8 protein-coding genes and 2 pseudogenes are annotated in these 18,853 nt (G+C 44.5%); all 10 read left to right on the top strand.

The features are described from left to right. Window positions 1–31 precede the first annotated feature (31 nt). The 10 genes and pseudogenes from HMPREF9007_RS12020 to HMPREF9007_RS12065 all read left to right on the top strand — a co-directional run bounded on the left by HMPREF9007_RS12020 (window position 32) and on the right by HMPREF9007_RS12065 (window position 18,827). Window positions 32–1,815, top strand: a pseudogene (locus HMPREF9007_RS12020) (RagB/SusD family nutrient uptake outer membrane protein). A gap of 26 nt (window positions 1,816–1,841) precedes the next feature. Beyond that, window positions 1,842–3,392, top strand: a complete 1,551-nt coding sequence (locus HMPREF9007_RS12025; protein ID WP_032850410.1) for a glycoside hydrolase family 30 beta sandwich domain-containing protein — start codon at window positions 1,842–1,844, stop codon at window positions 3,390–3,392. 95 nt (window positions 3,393–3,487) lie between these two features. Further along, the gene (locus HMPREF9007_RS12030) at window positions 3,488–4,675 is read left to right on the top strand and encodes a glycosidase (protein ID WP_008761760.1); all 1,188 of its coding nucleotides are present in this window, start codon (window positions 3,488–3,490) and stop codon (window positions 4,673–4,675) included. A gap of 495 nt (window positions 4,676–5,170) precedes the next feature. Beyond that, window positions 5,171–8,236, top strand: coding sequence for a TonB-dependent receptor (locus tag HMPREF9007_RS12035; RefSeq protein ID WP_008761759.1), 3,066 nt, complete (start codon window positions 5,171–5,173; stop codon window positions 8,234–8,236). Window positions 8,237–8,275: 39 nt separating this feature from the next. Beyond that, a complete protein-coding gene (locus tag HMPREF9007_RS12040) occupies window positions 8,276–9,901 on the top strand; it encodes a RagB/SusD family nutrient uptake outer membrane protein (RefSeq protein WP_008767302.1) in 1,626 nt (541 codons plus the stop codon). Between the two features lie 35 nt (window positions 9,902–9,936). Then, on the top strand, window positions 9,937–11,499 hold the full coding sequence (locus HMPREF9007_RS12045; protein WP_016269077.1) for a glycoside hydrolase: 1,563 nt from the start codon (window positions 9,937–9,939) through the stop codon (window positions 11,497–11,499). A gap of 25 nt (window positions 11,500–11,524) precedes the next feature. Beyond that, a complete protein-coding gene (locus HMPREF9007_RS12050) occupies window positions 11,525–12,703 on the top strand; it encodes a hypothetical protein (RefSeq protein ID WP_016269078.1) in 1,179 nt (392 codons plus the stop codon). 189 nt (window positions 12,704–12,892) lie between these two features. Further along, window positions 12,893–14,082: pseudogene (locus HMPREF9007_RS12055) on the top strand (glycoside hydrolase family 130 protein). Between the two features lie 250 nt (window positions 14,083–14,332). Further along, window positions 14,333–16,210 carry a sodium:solute symporter family protein gene (locus HMPREF9007_RS12060; protein WP_008761755.1) on the top strand — a complete coding sequence of 626 codons (1,878 nt, stop codon included), beginning with the start codon at window positions 14,333–14,335 and terminating at the stop codon, window positions 16,208–16,210. 130 nt (window positions 16,211–16,340) lie between these two features. Beyond that, on the top strand, window positions 16,341–18,827 hold the full coding sequence (locus tag HMPREF9007_RS12065; protein ID WP_032850409.1) for a PQQ-binding-like beta-propeller repeat protein: 2,487 nt from the start codon (window positions 16,341–16,343) through the stop codon (window positions 18,825–18,827). The last annotated feature ends 26 nt before the right edge of the window (window positions 18,828–18,853 follow it).

Raw genomic sequence — 18,853 nt, 5'->3', positions numbered from 1 at the left:
TACTAAGATTAATACATTGAAACATCGAATTATGAAAAAGAATTGGTTATCATATACGCTTGTATCAGCCCTCCTGTCCGGAGCGCTGACATCCTGCAGCGACTCTTTTCTGGATCTGAAAGACCCGAACCACTTTACCAACGAAAACTTCTGGCAGGACAAGGCAGATGCAGAAAGCGCATTGGCCACAGCCTACTCGCCCATCAAATACCAAATGAACGGATATTACGGTGCATTTGACGGATGGCTCAACCTCAACAGCCGTGGAGACGATATCTTTACGATACTGAACGAAGAAGCCAGCATGTGGGACATAGCTACATTCCAAAACTCCGCTACCACAGGAAATGACCCGTACGGTGCTCTGTACTCAGGTATACAACGTGCCAACATCGTACTGAAATATATCGACCAGGTTCCGGCAAGCGGCATTACGGAAAGCGACCGTGCCATGATTAAGGACGAAGCCCTCACCCTGAGAGCCTATCAGTATTTCCTGTTGGTGAACAACTACGGAGATGTACCTTTGCGCCTGGTTCCGTCGAATGAAGACGATCCTAACAAGACGGCATCTCCTGAAGCCGAAATCTGGCAACAGATTGAAAAAGACCTGACCGACGCGATCAATGACGGCAACCTGCCCGAAACCCGCCCCGCTGAACAAAAGGACGCATTGAAAAAGGAGCGGCCATCGCCATACTTGGCAAGGTGTATGCTACACAGCACAAGTATAAAGAAGCCAAAGAAACACTGAAAGGTTTGATTGATTCTTCATACAGCCCATTCGGTACTTCAGGAAAGCGCTATCGGCTGATGGAAAACTTTGTCGACAACTTCACTACCGCCAATGAAAACAATGCCGAATCTGTATTCGAATTACAGTACAGCAGCGACGGAGATATGTCATGGGGTAACGAGAGTGGCATCAGCCTGGGCAGCTCACTGGCACAATTTGTAGGACCTGCGAAATCAGGTGGATGGGCGAAGTTAATGCCCTCGGCTTTCCTTGTCAGCGAATTTACCACTGAAACACGTGGAAGCAAGCCTACCATTCAGGTTCCGGATCTGGATCAAGACGGGAATCCACAATACAACGAAGACGGAACTCAGAAAATGAAAACCATCACCAACCCCGATAAAACGGCAGAACCGAACTCGAAATATGACAAGCGTATCTATGCCAGTATGTTCTTCACTCCGGAAGAATACGGTGACTGGGTGACAGAAGAAAACGGCTGGTACGACGGAAAGTTCTACGGTGGTCTTTTCACGATGGACGACCTCTGGACAGGAAATGTTTCCAAGATGGCCGGCGGTGCTCCTATCTTTAATGTAAGCCAGGCGACCGGTGCGCAAATCGGTAAATTCCTCCTGAAGAAATACACCGCCCACTACGTAAAATCAAAAAGCGCCGATAACATGGGTAATGTAGAAGGCAGAGCCAACAATGTCCGCGTTATACGTTTTGCAGAAGTGTTATTGCTATATGCTGAAGCATGCGCAAAAGAAGCGGATAAAGAGGGAGCCAACTGGGCGTTGAACGAAATCCGCCAAAGAGCAGGTCTGCCGGAGAAAGAGTTCCAGCAACCCGAACTGATGAAAGAGATCGAACATCAATGTCTGCTTGAATTCTTCGGAGAAGGCCATCGTTTCGACGACCTGAAACGTTGGTACACAACCACCCAAATTCAGATGATATTGAAAGGAAACGATAAACAGGGTGCCTATAACTTCAGAGAAAAACATAAATATTTCCCTATTCCCGCAGGAGAATTGAACAACTCATCTGTGGAACAGAATAAATACTGGAAATAATCAGAAACACTATAAGAAACAGTTTTATGAAAAAGATATATCTATTTTTAAGCACATCATTGTTCCTGTTGCTCGGAGGTATTACATCTTGTGACGACAATAGCCTGAGCCATGATGAAGTGAATATTCCGGACCCGGTGGTAATATCCGACGAAGATGACGGTATCTCACCAGAACCGACTACGGAATCAGTGATCAGAATCCAACCGGAAAACAAGCATCAGGAAATTGACGGGTTCGGATGTAATTTCGGATGGGCGGAAGCGGTATACGGATGTATGAAACGCGAACAAATCATGGATGACCTATATGGCGAAAACGGACTGAAATTTAATATCTACCGCGGAGAAGTATGCGCTTCATCCGCCTCTGAAGACGGTAAGACTTTCAACTTCAAAACAGGTGAGAACTACCATTTGGGAGCACATTCAGCTGAACAGAAAGCACTCTTTAATTCGGATAGCGGAAAATACAAGGAATATTCCCAGTTGTGGATTATCGACTACCTGTGTAAGAGAAAGCTGATGGACATCTATTACTTCTTCTCCGTATGGACTCCCCCGATCGTATGGAAATCTTTCGGTGAAGGCGAAGTAGCCAGTGGTGGAAGCGGTTCTTTCAATAGTGAACATAGCCAGGTTTATGCCGAGTTCCTGACCGGTTTTGCAAAAGCTTTCAAAGACAAGTTTGGAATCAATGTCTATGGTATCTCCGGCTGGAACGAACCCGATCAAGCCATGGGCGGATGGGACGGATGTATGTGGGGAAATCAGCAAATGGCGGATTTCACCATGGACTACCTGCGCCCGGAACTGAATAAACAAGGCCTGCAGGACACAAAAATCATTTACGGTGAGCTACCTTGGTGGGCAAATGCCGTAACATGGGTAGACACTTCCTTGAAAAACAATCCGGATTTAGCGGATGCAAACATCGTTGCAGCAGGACACGGTTACTCTACAGTGGACGCCAACATCCTCCCAATGACAGCAGCCCAGGAAAAGGGAATCCATGTATGGCAGACAGAAACCTGTGATGACAAGACCCGTGACGAAACATGGAATGATGCCATGAAATGGGCAAAGAACTATCACGACTACCTGACAAAAGCCCAGACCAACGCCGTTGTATGGTGGGCAGGAGCACGTCAATGTACATCGACCGGAGAGAACCTTCTGCAGACCGATGCATGGGACTTCAGTAATTCCTATTATCGCATAGACCGCTACTACTCTATCGGACAATTCTCCAGATATATCCAGCGGGGATCGACACGTGTAGATGTAGAAACAGTATCAACAACGGCAAACAGAATCCCCAGAGACCTGAGTGCATCCGCATACATCAAAGACAACACGTATACCATTGTATTGGTGAACAAATCAAAATCCAAAGCCTTTGACGCTTTGCTGGAAATAGAAGGCAAAGATTTCGAGAGCATGGTTTCATACACATCCAGTTCCAGTGTGAAATGGCTGCGCAAGAAACTGAATCCTTCTTCAACTGGCAAACGATCAGTGACTGTACCCAAATACAGTGTAGTGACTATTACCGGAAAAATAAAATCTGCTAATTGATTATCCGGTACAAGAACAATTAAGTTATGTATGGCAAATAAAATGATTCCGGTTCCTGATCCCGGTTCCGGAATCACTTTATAAAGAATAGCATTATGAGTAGAATTTACGATAACAGATTGCGTCTCTTAAAAGAAGCGCATGAATCTCTTATAACCCGTCCGAACAAGAAGATACTTCCGGGCAATGGAATATTTGAAAGATATGAATATCCGGTCCTGACTAATGAACATACTCCTCTGGAATGGCGCTACGACCTGAACCCCATGACCAACCCCTGGCTGATGGAACGGATTGGCATCAATGCCACCATGAATGCGGGAGCCATCAAATGGAATGGAAAGTACCTGATGATGGTCCGGGTGGAAGGAAGTGACCGCAAATCATTCTTCGCCATCGCCGAAAGTCCGAATGGTACAGATCATTTCCGTTTCTGGGAGTACCCCATACAACTACCGGACATTGACCCGTCAGAAACGAATGTCTATGACATACGCCTGACTGCCCACGAAGACGGCTGGATTTACGGAATCTTCTGCAGCGAAAGTCTTGCACCGGATGCAGCTCCGGGCGACTTATCTTCTGCCGTAGCCAAAGCAGGCATCATACGCACAAAAGACTTCCACCACTGGGAACGGCTGCCGAATCTTATTTCTCCGAGCCAGCAGCGTAATGTAGTTCTGCATCCGGAATTTGTGAACGGCAAATATGCCTTGTACACACGCCCGCAAGACAACTTTATCGATGCCGGAAACGGAGAAGGTATCGGATGGGCACTTATAGATGACATCACCCATGCGGAAATAAAAGAAGAAACAATCATCAATCACCGTCATTACCATACAATAAAAGAAGTGAAAAATGGCGAAGGGCCTCATCCTATCAAAACCCCCAAAGGATGGCTGCACCTGGCACATGGCGTACGCGCCTGTGCCGCCGGTCTTCGCTATGTACTATACCTTTATATGACGTCTCTGGAAGATCCGACAAGGATCATTGCAGAGCCGGGCGGATATCTGCTGGCTCCGGAAGGAGAAGAAAGAATCGGGGATGTCTCCAATGTGCTATTCTCTAATGGATGGATTGCAGATGAAGACGGAACGGTATATATTTACTATGCTTCCTCCGACACACGGATGCACGTAGCGACTTCTACTATCGAACGATTAATAGATTATTGTCGGCATACACCGGAAGACAAACTCCGCTCCACCACCTCCGTGAATAGTATTTATCAATTAATAGAAGCTAATAAACTCGTGATGGCAGAAGCGCTGGTGTAGTATAAGCCCCGGCGTTATTGACCAACAAGAGAAATTTCTTCAAATAAAACAAGGTTTCCATACTTTATCTGTATGGGAACCTTGTTTCTTTATATCTGAAACTCCCGTACCTCCCCATACATATTAAATAGCAATGGAATCTTCCTGCAGTTTTCTATAACACCGTACTGGTAATATGGTATCATAGAAAAGAAATATGGTATGATTTTTCATTTAATAAAACAATATACTATTTTCTATTTCATTAATAGAAACGATCCTATATAGTATATACAACATTGATACACAGCAAATAATTCACATACTAAAGAACAACTAGAATTCTATCAAAACATTCACCCATCCAAAATATGTATTAATAAAGTATCAGAATGAGATAAAATAATACTTGTTTCCCGTAGCATTATCGCCTACTTTTGCATCATCAGTTGTTGGTTGAAGTTTCCATGGATCAATCAACAATTGAACAGAGTTATAAATCTAATGCAATAAATTATGAGAAGAAAAACTTATTTCTTACTATTCTTATTTCTCTGCATGGCCGGTATTCCACTGGCAGCTCAGGACATTGAGATAAAAGGAGTAGTAACAGAAGCTACAACAAATGAACCTTTACCCGGAGTCACAGTCAGAGTGAAAGGTAAAGACACCGGCACAGTAACAGACATGGATGGTAAATACTCCATCAAAGCGAATAAAGGGAATATACTGGTATTCTCTACAATAGGTATGAAACAGATAGAAAGAGCGATCACGTCCGGAACTCCAATCAATGTATCTATGGAAGAAGATAATATCGCTCTGGAACAAGTAGTAGTGATTGGTTATGGTACAGTGAAGAAGAGTCATCTTTCGGGGGCTGTAGGTTCGGTTAGTGCAAAAGAACTTAACGGTCAGGTTGCTTCTAACGCAGCCACAGCCCTACAAGGGAAAATACCCGGAGTATCAGTAGCCAGTTCCAGTGGTGATCCCAATGGAAGTATGACGATCAATGTTCGTGGTATCAGCTCTTTATCCAACAACAATCCACTTTATGTAGTAGACGGAGCATTTGGAGATATCAGTATGGTCGATCCTAACGATATTTCCTCTATCGAAGTTTTAAAAGATGCTGCTGCGGCAGCAATCTACGGTTCACGTGCAGCAGGTGGTGTTGTACTGATTACCACTAAAAGCGGTCGTAAAGACATGCCGACTAAATTAGATGTCAATTTCTTCACAGGAATCAGCCAGACTCCCAAAACACTGAAAGTTTTTAATGGAGAAGAATACAGCCGCTTCGCACGCTACTACAAATTAGCAGGCGACGGTTATGGTGCAGAAAACGGAGCTACCCCTTTCATTGGTGAAGGAACAGACTGGCAAGACGTAATGTTGCGCACAGCCATGACTTATAAAGCCAATGCTACCATCAGCGGCGGTTCCAAAAGCGGTTCTTACAGTTCATCTGTCAGCTACCTTAATAAAGAAGGTATACTGCGCAACACTGATCATGAATCTTACAATATCCGTTTGAAAAGCGATTATTCTTTCTTCGACAATCGCTTGACAATAGGTGAATCTATGATTGTAAATCTGACAAAAGGTAGTGGATACATTCATCAGGATACCATGTTCGATATCTTTCAGTTCCCGTCAGTAGTACCGGTATACGATCCTACAAACGCAGGGGGCTGGGGTACTTCCAATGACATCAATTTACCGAATCCATTGGCTGAAATGACAGTCAACGACGAACGGACAGAAACAACCAAGATTTTCCTCAATGCCTATTTACAGGCTGAAATCATCAAAGGACTAAAGTACAAACTCAATGTAGGTATCAGAAAAGAGCATACTAAGTGGCGTTATTACAAGGATGTATACGATTTAGGAACATTCGGTAAAAACGACAAGCCCGACCTTGAAGAAAAATCGTCAACATGGGAATCATGGGTATTAGAAAACACCCTGAATTATGACCATACATTCGGCAAACACAATTTGTCACTCCTTGCCGGATACTCTGCCCAGAAAGACAAAAGTTACAGCCTTTATGGTAAAAATGGAGATATGCCCCAGTTCATTGAAACAATGCCGGGCAATGTAGATCCTTCCAACCTGAAAGCATCCAGTTCGCTGAATGAACTTGCATTGGTATCTCTGTTCGGACGTGTCATGTATTCCTTTGACGACCGTTATTTATTCTCGGCATCTATTCGCCGTGACGGTTCTTCACGTTTCAGAAGTGGACATCAATATGGTGCATTCCCTTCTGCTTCTATTGGATGGAACATCAACCGCGAAAAATTCTTTAAACCTTTAGAGAATGTATTCGATCAGTTGAAGCTGCGTTTTAGTTATGGTAAACTCGGTAATCAGGAGATGACCAGCTACTATCCGACACAAAGTGTAGTATCGGACGGCATGAACTATGTGATGAATAATTCGCCTTGGTTTGGTTCTATGCCATATGTGCAGGCAATCTCACCCGCCAATTTAACATGGGAAAATACGGAGACCTATAACATCGGTTTAGATGTCAGTCTGCTAAACGGACGATTGACGCTTACTGCTGATGCTTACGTTAAGAATACAAATGATGTGCTATTACCTATTCCTTCTACCGCATCTACCGGTATCAGCGGAAACTCTATTCAGAATGCGGGACAAGTACGGAACAAAGGATTCGAACTTGCGGTCAACTATCGCGGTGCCATCAAGGAAAAGTTCAACTATTACATCGGTGCCAATATCGCAGCCGACAAGAATGAAGTGACCAAAATAACATTAGGCGGACAAAACCTGATGATCTCCGGATACAGCGCACACGGTGCCGGTGGTCGCGGTATCAATATGTTTGCAGAAGGGCATCCGATGTCATATTTCAACCTGATCGAAACAGACGGATTATTCCGCTCGGCAGAAGAGATCGCTAATTATAAAAACAAAGACGGTGAACTCATCCAGCCCGCTGCACAAGTTGGTGATGTCCGCTACAAAGACTGGAACGGTGACGGCAAAATAAACACAGATGACCAGCATGACGTAGGAAGTCCGTTCCCCGATTTCACTTTTGGCATAAGACTCGGCGGCGAATGGAACAACTTCGACTTTAACCTTTTCTTTGACGGAATGGTAGGCAACAAGATATATAATTATCCCCGTTATCGCCTGGAATCAGGAAACTTCAACGGAAACATGAGTACCGTATTGGCCAATTCATGGAGACCGGACAATCAGAACACTGATATTCCTCGTTTCTCTAAGACTGACGGTGCAGACAACAAATGGGCATACACCGACAGATGGCTGGAAGACGGCTCGTACATACGTTTGAAAACATTGGACATTGGCTATACATTACCCAAAGTCCTGACAAAGAAAATCAGACTTGAAAACGTAAGAATATACACTTCAATGGAGAACCTGTTCACATTGACCAAATATTCCGGCTATACCCCCGACCTGGGTGAAAGTTCTGTCGCAGGTGTTGCTTACAATGTATTCTCAAGAGGTATCGACCAGGGACGCTATCCATTGCCCCGTACTATTTCTTTCGGAATACAAGTCAACCTGTAATACCTTAAATTAATATTAAACATTAAACAGTTTATGAACATGAAAAGAAATTGGTTATCATATATGTGCATGGCAGCTCTTTTTTCCGGAGCGCTGACATCGTGCAACGAATCCAGCTTTTTGAATCTGTCGGACCCCAATTACTTCACGGAAAGCAACTTCTGGAAAGATAAAGCAGATGCAGAAAGTGCTTTGGCAGCCGCCTATTCTCCGATAAAAGGAGCCATGTACGGATACTTCGGCGCATTTGACGGCTGGTTAAACTTAAACGGTCGTGGTGACGATATCTACACAATCAAAGGAGAAGAAGTTCCGATGTGGAATATTGCAAACTTCCTGAACTCGCCCTCTACCGGAAATGATCCTTACGGAGCGCTTTATTCAGGCATCCAGCGTGCCAACATCGTACTGCGGTATATTGATCAGATACCTGCATCAGGTATTACTGAAGAAGACCGCTCGATGATCAAAGGCGAAGCACTCTTTCTGCGTGGCTATCAATACTTCCTGTTAGTCAACAATTACAAAGAAGTGCCTTTGAGACTGATTCCATCCAACGAAGATGAAACCAATAAAGCCGCTGCTACAGAAGCTGCATTATGGGCACAAGTAGAAGAAGATCTGGATAACGCCATCAAATGCAACCTGCCAGTAGAACGCTCTACTGCCAAAGAACGCATAACTAAAGGTGCAGCTATTGCAATGCTGGGCAAGGTATATGCCACCCAACACAAATATCCGGAAGCCAAACAGCTATTAGGTACATTACTGAAAGCTCCTTATTCTTACGAATTGATGGACAACTTCGAAAAGAATTTCACAAATGAAGAAGAGTTCAATAAAGAATCCGTATTTGAACTGGCATACAGTCCGGACGGAGACTACTCCTGGAGCAATGAAAGCGGTATCTGTTTAGGTTGCTATATTCCTCAGTTTATCGGTCCGGTAAAATCCGGCGGGTGGGCTAAATTAATGCCGAACTCCCTGATCGTAGGAGAGTTTACAAAAGAAACACGTCCGAGTGATGCAGATACCAAGTTTGACAAACGTATGTATGCCAGCCTCTTTTTTGATGCTGCCAACTATGGAGATAAAGTTCCCAACGAGAAATGGTATGGCAATAATTACTCCATGGATGATCTTTGGGAAGGCAATGAAGGAAAAATGGCAGGCGGAGCACCAAGTTTCAACGTCAATGGAACAGCAGGTAAATTCCTGATAAAGAAAAATACCGCATATTATGTGGATGACAAGGCACCGGACAACATGGGCAACAAAGAAGGAAGGTCCAGCAATTTGCGCGTAATGCGCTTTGCCGAGGTACTGTTGCTTTATGCTGAAGCATGCGCCAAAACCAATGATCCGGATGGTGCCAACTATGCTTTAAAGCAAATCCGCCAAAGAGCAGGACTTACGGAAAAGACTTTTGCACAAGCTGAATTAATGAATGAAATAGAACACCAATGCTTATTGGAGTTCTTTGCGGAAGGACATCGTTTTGACGATTTGAAACGTTGGTATTCGCCCAGCGAAATTCAGTTGATCTTCAAGGCGAATGGAAAACAAGGTGCGGAAAACTTCCAGGAAAAACACCTTTATTATCCTATACCGACAAGTGAACTAAACAATAATACTGCCATGGAACAAACCAGTTTATGGAAATAAAAAACCTAGCAAGATTAACTTAATAAAGAAACAACATGAAAAAAATATATTCATTATTATTCGTATCCCTCTTTCTATTCATTGGATACTCTTGTGACGATGGAAGTCTGAGTCACAGTGACGTCTACATTCCGGACCCGGTAGAAGAAACAGACGAGGATGACGGATTCTCAGCCGAACCCACCACAGAAGCTGTCATCAAAGTACAGTTCGGAGAAGGGCACGAACATCAGATAATCGATGGCTTCGGATGTGCCTTTGCAGAGTGGTCACATCGTATATGGAACAACATGATGCGCGAAGATGTAGTCAATGATCTTTTCGGAGAAAATGGCTTGAAGCTGAATATTTTCAGAGGTGAGGTATTTCCACACTATCAGAACCCTACCACAAACGTCATTGACTTCGGAATGAACCGTACCTTCAATCTTGCAGCCAACGATCCCTCTATGATCAATGATTACTGGAGAGACTTTAACGGTTCCGGATGTGGCGAACAAGTACAATTAGGTCAAATGTGGCTGGTAGATATCCTGCAGAAAAAATATAAAGATGTGAAATTTATATTCTCTACCTGGAGTCCTCCCGGAACTATGAAATCTAACGGAAAGCCCTCAGGCGGTAGTCTGGCATCCGGCTCGGAAGACGCATATGCTAACTATCTGATTGACTTCATCAAAGCATACACTGAAAAGTTCGGCATTGAGATATATGCAATATCACCATCTAATGAGCCTAACAGCAGTGGAACGGGATGGAACGGTTGTAGCTGGAGTTATACCAATCTGGCTAACTTCTGCCAGAAGAATCTTCGCCCGGCTTTAGATAAAGCAGGTTATCAAGACATGAAGATTATCTTTGGAGAGCACTCGTGGTGGAAAGCAGGAGTCACTTTTCTTGAAAATGGCTTGAAAGCCTGTCCCGATCTGGTTAACTCCAACATTATTGCAGCAGCTCACGGATACACATTAATTGGCAACACTGAGTTTGTACAATCACCACTCTGCGCTGAAAATAATATTCATTTATGGAATACGGAAACCAGTTCTACAGACACATACGATCCATCCTGGAAAAACGCGATGCAATGGGCTACTACTTTCCATAATTATCTGGCAGTTTCCAACCTGAACGCATTTATCTGGTGGGCAGGTGCACGTCCTTGTACGAATAATGAAGCGTTGATCAGACTGGAAGAAGCACTTCCCGGAACCAATTATGAAAGAGCGTCCCGCTACTACAGTTACGGACAATTTACTAAGTTTATCCCGGAAGGAAGCCGACGTGTGGATATCAAGACTGTTGCTCCCGAAGGTGACGAAGAAGCATTCCCGAAAGAACTGTTGATGACAGCTTACATCAAGGACGACAATTATACGATCGTATTGGTAAACAATTCTACAAGCAAGGCCTTCGAAACCAAACTGGAAATTGAAGGAAAAGAGTTTCAGACCATGATCTCGTATACATCAGATGAAGGAGTTAAGTGGCAACGCAAAAAAGTAAATCCATCTCTCAGCGGATTGCGCTCCATTACAGTCCCTAAGTTTAGTGTAGTAACCATCACTGGTAAAATGAAAGATATTGAAGCTGAATAAATAGTCTAAATAAACAATGAATATCATGAAAAGAAATCTATTATATTTGGCAGGATTCCTGCTTGCAGCTGCTACTGTTTTCTCCGGCTGTAATGACGATGATCCATCCTATCACGACTTAGTGCCGAATACGCAGGAGTTGATCATTAATCTGGATGAGACCCCGGAAGGAATCATTCAAATAGTTCAAGGCAACGGCAATTATAAAATTACAAGTTCCAATGAAGATGTAGCAACCGCCATTGCCGAAGGTAACAAAATTAAAGTAACAGCTCTGAAGGCCGGTAGTACCGACTTATCTATTACCGACTGGGCTAAAATGAGTACCAATGTCAAAGTCATCGTCGATCAGTTAAGTGAACTGGTTTTGTCCAATTCGGCTACAACAATGTATCCGGGTGAAAACAAGACAGTCAATGTTTATACAGGAAACAGAGGCTACAAAGTAACAGTTGACAAAGAATCTGTCGTGAAAGCTACAGTAGATGAAGAAGGACATATACAGATAGAATCTCTGGCACCAGGCAATGCAACAGTTACAGTGACCGACAGACTGAACAAGAGTGCAGAATTTTCAGTAAAAGTAATAAAGAAACTTGTAGTTGACAATAGTGAAGAAATTGCTTATTTGACAGTCGGTGAACCTTTGACAATCAAGATTCTGGACGGTAACGGAGGCTATACCTGCACAAATAATGGTTCTGCCACTTATCTGAAATGCACGATAGCGGAAAATGGAACAGATGTTATCATCGAAGGTCTTAAAAGATATCGTTTCAACAAGACGGTAACAATCAAAGACCAGGAAGGAGAGTCAATCAGCATCAATATAGTCTATATCGACGACCTATATCTGGAGAATCCATCATATCGTTACTTAATAGCAGGTTCATCTTCTTATCAGTCTGTCTCTACCTCGGCAGTGGGTTCCATTACTCATTCGGAAGAGTTCAATATGTCCGAAATTGTTATAAAAGGAACAGGAACTTATGCCAGCGGTTTTGCAGTTCAGTTTACAGGTGATTTGACGAAAGGCAACAAAGGTGATGCGGTACTGTATAAAGTAACAAGAAATGCAGTGGACAAAAAAGTGAAATATCCGATAGAAGATTGCCGGATCGATAAAGTGGAAGATGGTTGGTACTGGGTCAGCTTCTTAGAACCCAATTGCACCATCCGCTCTTATATGATTACCAAACAATAGTTTATAGACTTGACACATGTATTTTTTGAAAGTACCCCCATACTTTCAAAATGACAAAAGTACAAAGAGACTGTCCCTACAACACCGTATATCTCAGGTATGTCTGGCTTGTAAACAGTCTCTTTTGTCCTGTCAAGTAATACAAAAAGGATCGCAAGCCGATGCTTTACTCTAATTTTATGAATTGATATGAATAGATATGATAACAGACTACATATTCTCACTAAAGAATATGATGAGCTCATCTCACGTGAAAATGAAAAGATACTGCCCGGCAATGGGTTTTTGAACGATACAAATACCCCATTCTGACAGCAGACCACCCCCCGCTGGAGTGGAGATACGACTTCAATCCGGAAACAAATCCCTATCTGATGGAACGTTTCGGCATTAACGCCGTATTCAATGCAGGCGCTATCAAATTCAACGGGAAATATCTTATTATGGCACGAGTAGAAGGGCATGACCGCAAATCATTCTTTGCCATCGCAGAAAGTCCCAATGGTATCGACAACTTCCGCTTCTGGGAATATCCGGTACAACTGCCGGACCTATATCCGGAAGAAACGAACGTCTACGATATGCGTCTGACAAAACACGAGGACGGATGGATATACGGTATCTTCTGCTCGGAAAGCAAAGATCCGGACGCACCCGCAGGAGACCTCACATCGGCCATTGCAGCAGCAGGAATCATACGCAGCAGGGACCTTAAAAACTGGGAACGCCTGCCCAACCTCGTCTCCCAAAGCCAGCAACGGAATGTGGTGCTGCACCCCGAATTCGTAGACGGCAAATATGCATTGTACACCCGTCCGCAGGACGGATTCATCGATGCAGGCAGCGGAGGCGGTATTTCATGGGCATTGATAGACGATATCACTCATGCAGTGGTCAAGAAGGAAATCGTTATAGAACAGCGCCATTATCACACGATCAAAGAAGTGAAAAACGGTGAAGGGCCTCATCCCATCAAGACTCCCGAAGGATGGCTACATCTGGCACACGGAGTCCGTGCCTGTGCTGCCGGACTCAGATATGTCCTATATCTGTATATGACGTCTTTAGATGACCCCAGTAAAGTGATAGCCCAGCCGGGAGGTTACTTCATGGCACCCGTGGGAGAAGAAAGAACCGGAGATGTATCCAACGTCTTGTTTTCCAACGGATGGATCGCGGATGAAGACGGAACGGTATACATCTACTATGCTTCCTCCGACACACGGATGCACGTAGCGACTTCTACGATCGAACGGCTAATCGATTACTGCCGGCATACACCGGAAGACAGACTCCGTTCCACGACTTCCGTGAAAAGCATATACGATATCATAGAAGCCAATAAGCTCGTGATGTCGGAAAATGCCGTTATATTATAGTTCCGGAAGCAGTATTATCATCTGTCTTTCAAGATGTTCCATTCTGCATGATGGATATTAACAACTGAGTTGCAGGGTATTAACATCTGACACGTCAAGTCTTAACACCTGACGTGTCAGCTATTAAAGCCTGAGAAGTCAGATAAATAGTATCAGTATGAGTTAAAATAATATTTGTTTCTTCCCCACATTCGACCTACTTTTGTACCTGATAGATTATTAATGTACAAAACCTAATCAAAATAGCAACATGAAATTACACACATCCGATCTTCTGATCATCTGCGCCTACCTCATTGCCATGATTGTCATCGGACTCATACTGAAAAAACGGGCCGCACAAAATATGGACTCCTATTTCCTGGGAGGCAAATCACTCCCTTTCTATATGCTTGGTCTGTCCAATGCATCCGGAATGTTCGACATCACTGGTACGATGCTAATGGTTTACTGGGCATTTGCCTACGGATTCAAAAGTCTCTGGATTCCCTGGCTGTGGCCGGTATTCAATCAGATATTCCTCATGGTTTATCTGTCGGTGTGGTTGCGGCGTTCCAATGTGCTCACCGGAGCCGAATGGATCAAAACCCGCTTCGGTAAAGGCAAGGGAGCGACACTCTCTCATACCATCGTTGTCGTATTTGCGTTATTAAGCGTACTCGGATTTCTAAGTTACGGATTCATAGGAATAGGCAAGTTCATGGAAATCTTTATTCCCTGGGAAGTCATTTCACCCTACATTCCTTTCACTGTTTCACCGGAGTATGTTCCGCATGTATACGGTATCTTCTTCACAGCTATCGCTACCTTCTACGTCATGTTGGGAGGAATGCTGAGCATCGTATGGACGGATGTCGTACAGTTCCTTATCATGACGGTGGCAGGCATCGTTATCGTAGTGATCGGTATGCAGATGGTGGCGCCGGATATGATACACTCCTTTGTACCTGCCGGATGGGATTCCCCTTTCTTCGGATGGACGCTCGATATTGACTGGAGCAGCCGAATGAGTTTGCTGACCGAACGAATGGCGAACGAACCTTACAGTCTGATAGGCATCTTTGTCATGATGGCGTTGCTCAAAGGCATCTTCATGAGTATGGCAGGGCCTGCGCCCAACTATGATATGCAGAAAATTCTATCCTGCAAGTCTCCCAAAGAAGCGGCGATGATGAGTGGTTCCGTATCCGTAGTGCTGTTGATTCCACGCTATCTGATGATTATGGGATTTGCATTACTTGCCATCTATTTCTTCAAGGAAGACGGCGGACTGACACAGATGGAAGTGACCCGCACAGACTTTGAGACGATTCTTCCCCATCTGATCACACGATATGTTCCGGCAGGACTTGCAGGATTATTATTGGCAGGACTACTGGCAGCTTTTATGTCGACCTTTGCCTCTACCGTCAATGCAGCCCCCGCATATATCGTGAATGATATTTATCTGAAATACATCAACCCGAAAGCGAGTGTGAAAACACAGATACGCAGCAGCTATGTCATCTCTGTGGCAGTAGTGGTGGTGAGCACTGTCATCGGATTCTTCCTGAAAGATATCAATGAAATCTTCCAGTGGATTGTAGGTGCACTGTTCGGAGGATACATCGCAGCCAACGTACTGAAATGGCATTGGTGGCGTTTCAACGGTGAAGGTTACTTCTGGGGAATGACTGCCGGAGTAGTGGCAGCTATTGTGATGAAATTTACCGTTCCGGATGCATGGGTACTTTATTTCTTCCCCGTACTGTTCGGCGTCTCTCTGATCGGATGTATCATCGGGACTTACAGCGCTCCGGCTACAGATGAAGAGACTCTGATCAACTTCTATGTCAATGTACGCCCGTGGGGATGGTGGAAACCGATTCAGGAGAAAGCAATCGCCCGCTACCCGCATATTCAGGCGAATAAAAACTTCAAAAGGGATGCCTTCAATGTGGCGATAGGAATCATCTGGCAATGTACGCTTACCATCATCCCGATGTACCTCGTTGTCCGCGAACAATTAGGACTCTGGAGTTCTATCGCCTTGCTTCTGATTACCACGCTGATATTAAGAAAGACCTGGTACAAGCCTTTGTGTAAGGAGGAAGCGAGATACAACGAAGAGATGAAACAAATACGATAAGTATCAGCATAATTAATTTATATCATAAATTTAGGCACGGATGACACGGATTAACGCGGTTTTTAATTGACCGATCTTTTAAATCCGTGAAATCCGTGTCATCCGTGCCTAATAAAACAGAGAACCGATCATGAAAAGACTATCCGTAATACTCTTGTCATTTTTACTATATCTTCCGCTGTGCGCACAATTTAAAGGAACCGTCTATGTCGACACCAATCAATCGGGCACATTCGACAAAGGAGACAAACCGCTGGCAGGAGTGATGGTAACAGACGGAATGAACGTAGTAAAAACAGATAAAAAAGGCCGGTTCTCACTATCGGGATTCAAGAAAACCCGATTTATCAGCATTACTACACCTGCCGGATTCGAGACACAACAATTCTACCTCCCTGTCAAGGAGGACAGAAAAAGCTATGATTTTATAGTGACCGAAAGCGAACGGACCAAGACCAGAGAACACTCCTTTATCCATATCACCGACACGGAAGTGACCGGAGGAGTGGGGCGTTGGATCACCGACTTACAACAATACATAAAGAACGAACAACCGGCTTTTCTGATTCATACCGGAGACATCTGCTACGAACCGGGACTCACAGTGCACAATCAAATTGTGAATGCACAAACAATGGACTGCCCTGTCTATTACTGCATAGGCAACCACGACCTGGTGAAAGGCAACTACGGCGAAGAACTTTATGAATCGATTTATGGCCCGACATGGTATTCGTTCGATGTCGGCAACGTGCATTATGTCGTTACTCCCATCGACCGCGGAGACAACCCGACCGATTACACGCAAAGGGATGTATACAACTGGCTGAAGAATGACCTCGCCCTGATGAAGAAAGATCAGGCGCTTGTTCTTTTTAACCACGACCTGTTTACTCCCGACGATAACTTCGTATTCAAGGCAGACGAAAAGGATATCCTCGACCTCCGTACGTTCAACACGAAAGCACAAATCTACGGACATATGCACTACAACTACGTCCGCAATCAGAAAGACATTTATACCATCTGCACCGGCACACTGGACAAAGGAGGCATCGATCACTCCCCTTCTTCATTCAGAGACATAAAGATAGATGCCAACGATCACCTCACAACGCAACTGCGTTATACTTTCATCGAACCGCAAATCGCTATTGTTTCTCCGATGAAGAATCAAGCAGCCCCCATACATCCGGAAACCGGCTATCAGCTTCCGGTCTCGGTCAACACCTATAACTCACAGGCAAAAACATCGTCTGTTTCTTATGTGTTGAGCAATCCGGAAGACAACCGGGAAATAGCCAAAGGTAACCTGTCGCCCCTCACCGACTGGAACTGGAGCGGAAATATTCAAATACCTGCTAACGAAAACGGAAAGAAACTGAACCTGACAGTGACTTCATCCTTCAACGACGGAAAGGAAGCGACTGCCACCAGCCAGTTCCTTTATCAGAAAGATTTCAAATCGACTGCTATCACAGGGAAGGACTGGAATACCCTACTTCAGAACGCAAGTCACTCCGGCGGAATAAATGATTCCCAAATCAAACTCCCCCTGCAACTACAATGGACAGCGAACACAGGAAGCAACATCTTCATGGCCTCCCCCCTCATCGTCGGACAAAAAGTATTCATTGCCACTACCGATGATAACACATCGCTCAACACCTATATTTGTGCATTCGACTTCTATTCCGGCAAACAGCTATGGAAGTTCCGCACGGAAAACTCGGTAAAGAATACGATTGCCTGCGAAAATGAAATCGTTGTAGCCCAGGATGCCTCCTGCAATCTGTACGCCCTCGACGCAGCATCCGGAAAACCACTGTGGCAACAATACATCAACTTAAAGAACTATCCCTATCTGAGCGAAGGACTGACAGTTGACAAAGGAATCGTTTATGCCGGAATCGGCGCCGGACTTTCAGCCTACGACCTGAAAACAGGAAAAGTGATATGGACCAACACGGACTGGAAACAACGGGAAGGCTCGACCACCACGTTAACCATCGCCGGAGACGTACTAATCAGTGGCACCCAATGGGGAGGACTGTATGGCAACGACATCCGCACTGGCAAACAACTCTGGAAACTCTCGGACAACGGACTCGGCAACCGAGGTGCCTCTCCGGTCTACAAAGACGGAAAATTATGGATCATCTCCTCCAAAAGCTTTTTCCTGATAGAACCTCAAACCGGTAAAGTACTCCAGCAAAAGGAACTGTCCGCCAACCTGGACGTGACATCTACCCCGCTTGTCACCGAACATGAGATTATCTTCGGCAGCGCAGACCGTGGAATCTTCGCTCTCGACAAACCGACTCTTTTCATCAAATGGAGAGCCGAGACTTTACCTTCTCTTGTATGCACTGCTCCTTATTCTTCTACGCCACAGGCAGCAGTAGAAACAAGCCCTGTATCTTCACAAGGAATGGTCTATATCGGAGCTTCCGACGGGTATTTATACGCTATCGACCAGTCAACAGGGATTATCAAAGACAAGTTGTACTTCGGAGCACCGGTTTTCTCCACAGTAGCAGTATCGGGAAACAGGATGATTGTTTGCGACTTTGCGGGTAATGTTTATTGCCTGTCGTCAAAAGCGGCAGAAGAATAAAGTACATCCCGCCTCACGCAGTTTTC

The organism is Bacteroides sp. 1_1_14 (assembly GCF_000162515.1).
Taxonomy (GTDB): domain Bacteria; phylum Bacteroidota; class Bacteroidia; order Bacteroidales; family Bacteroidaceae; genus Bacteroides; species Bacteroides thetaiotaomicron.
Note: the sequence above shows the minus strand (reverse complement) of the source record. Positions and strands in the feature narration are given on the sequence as shown.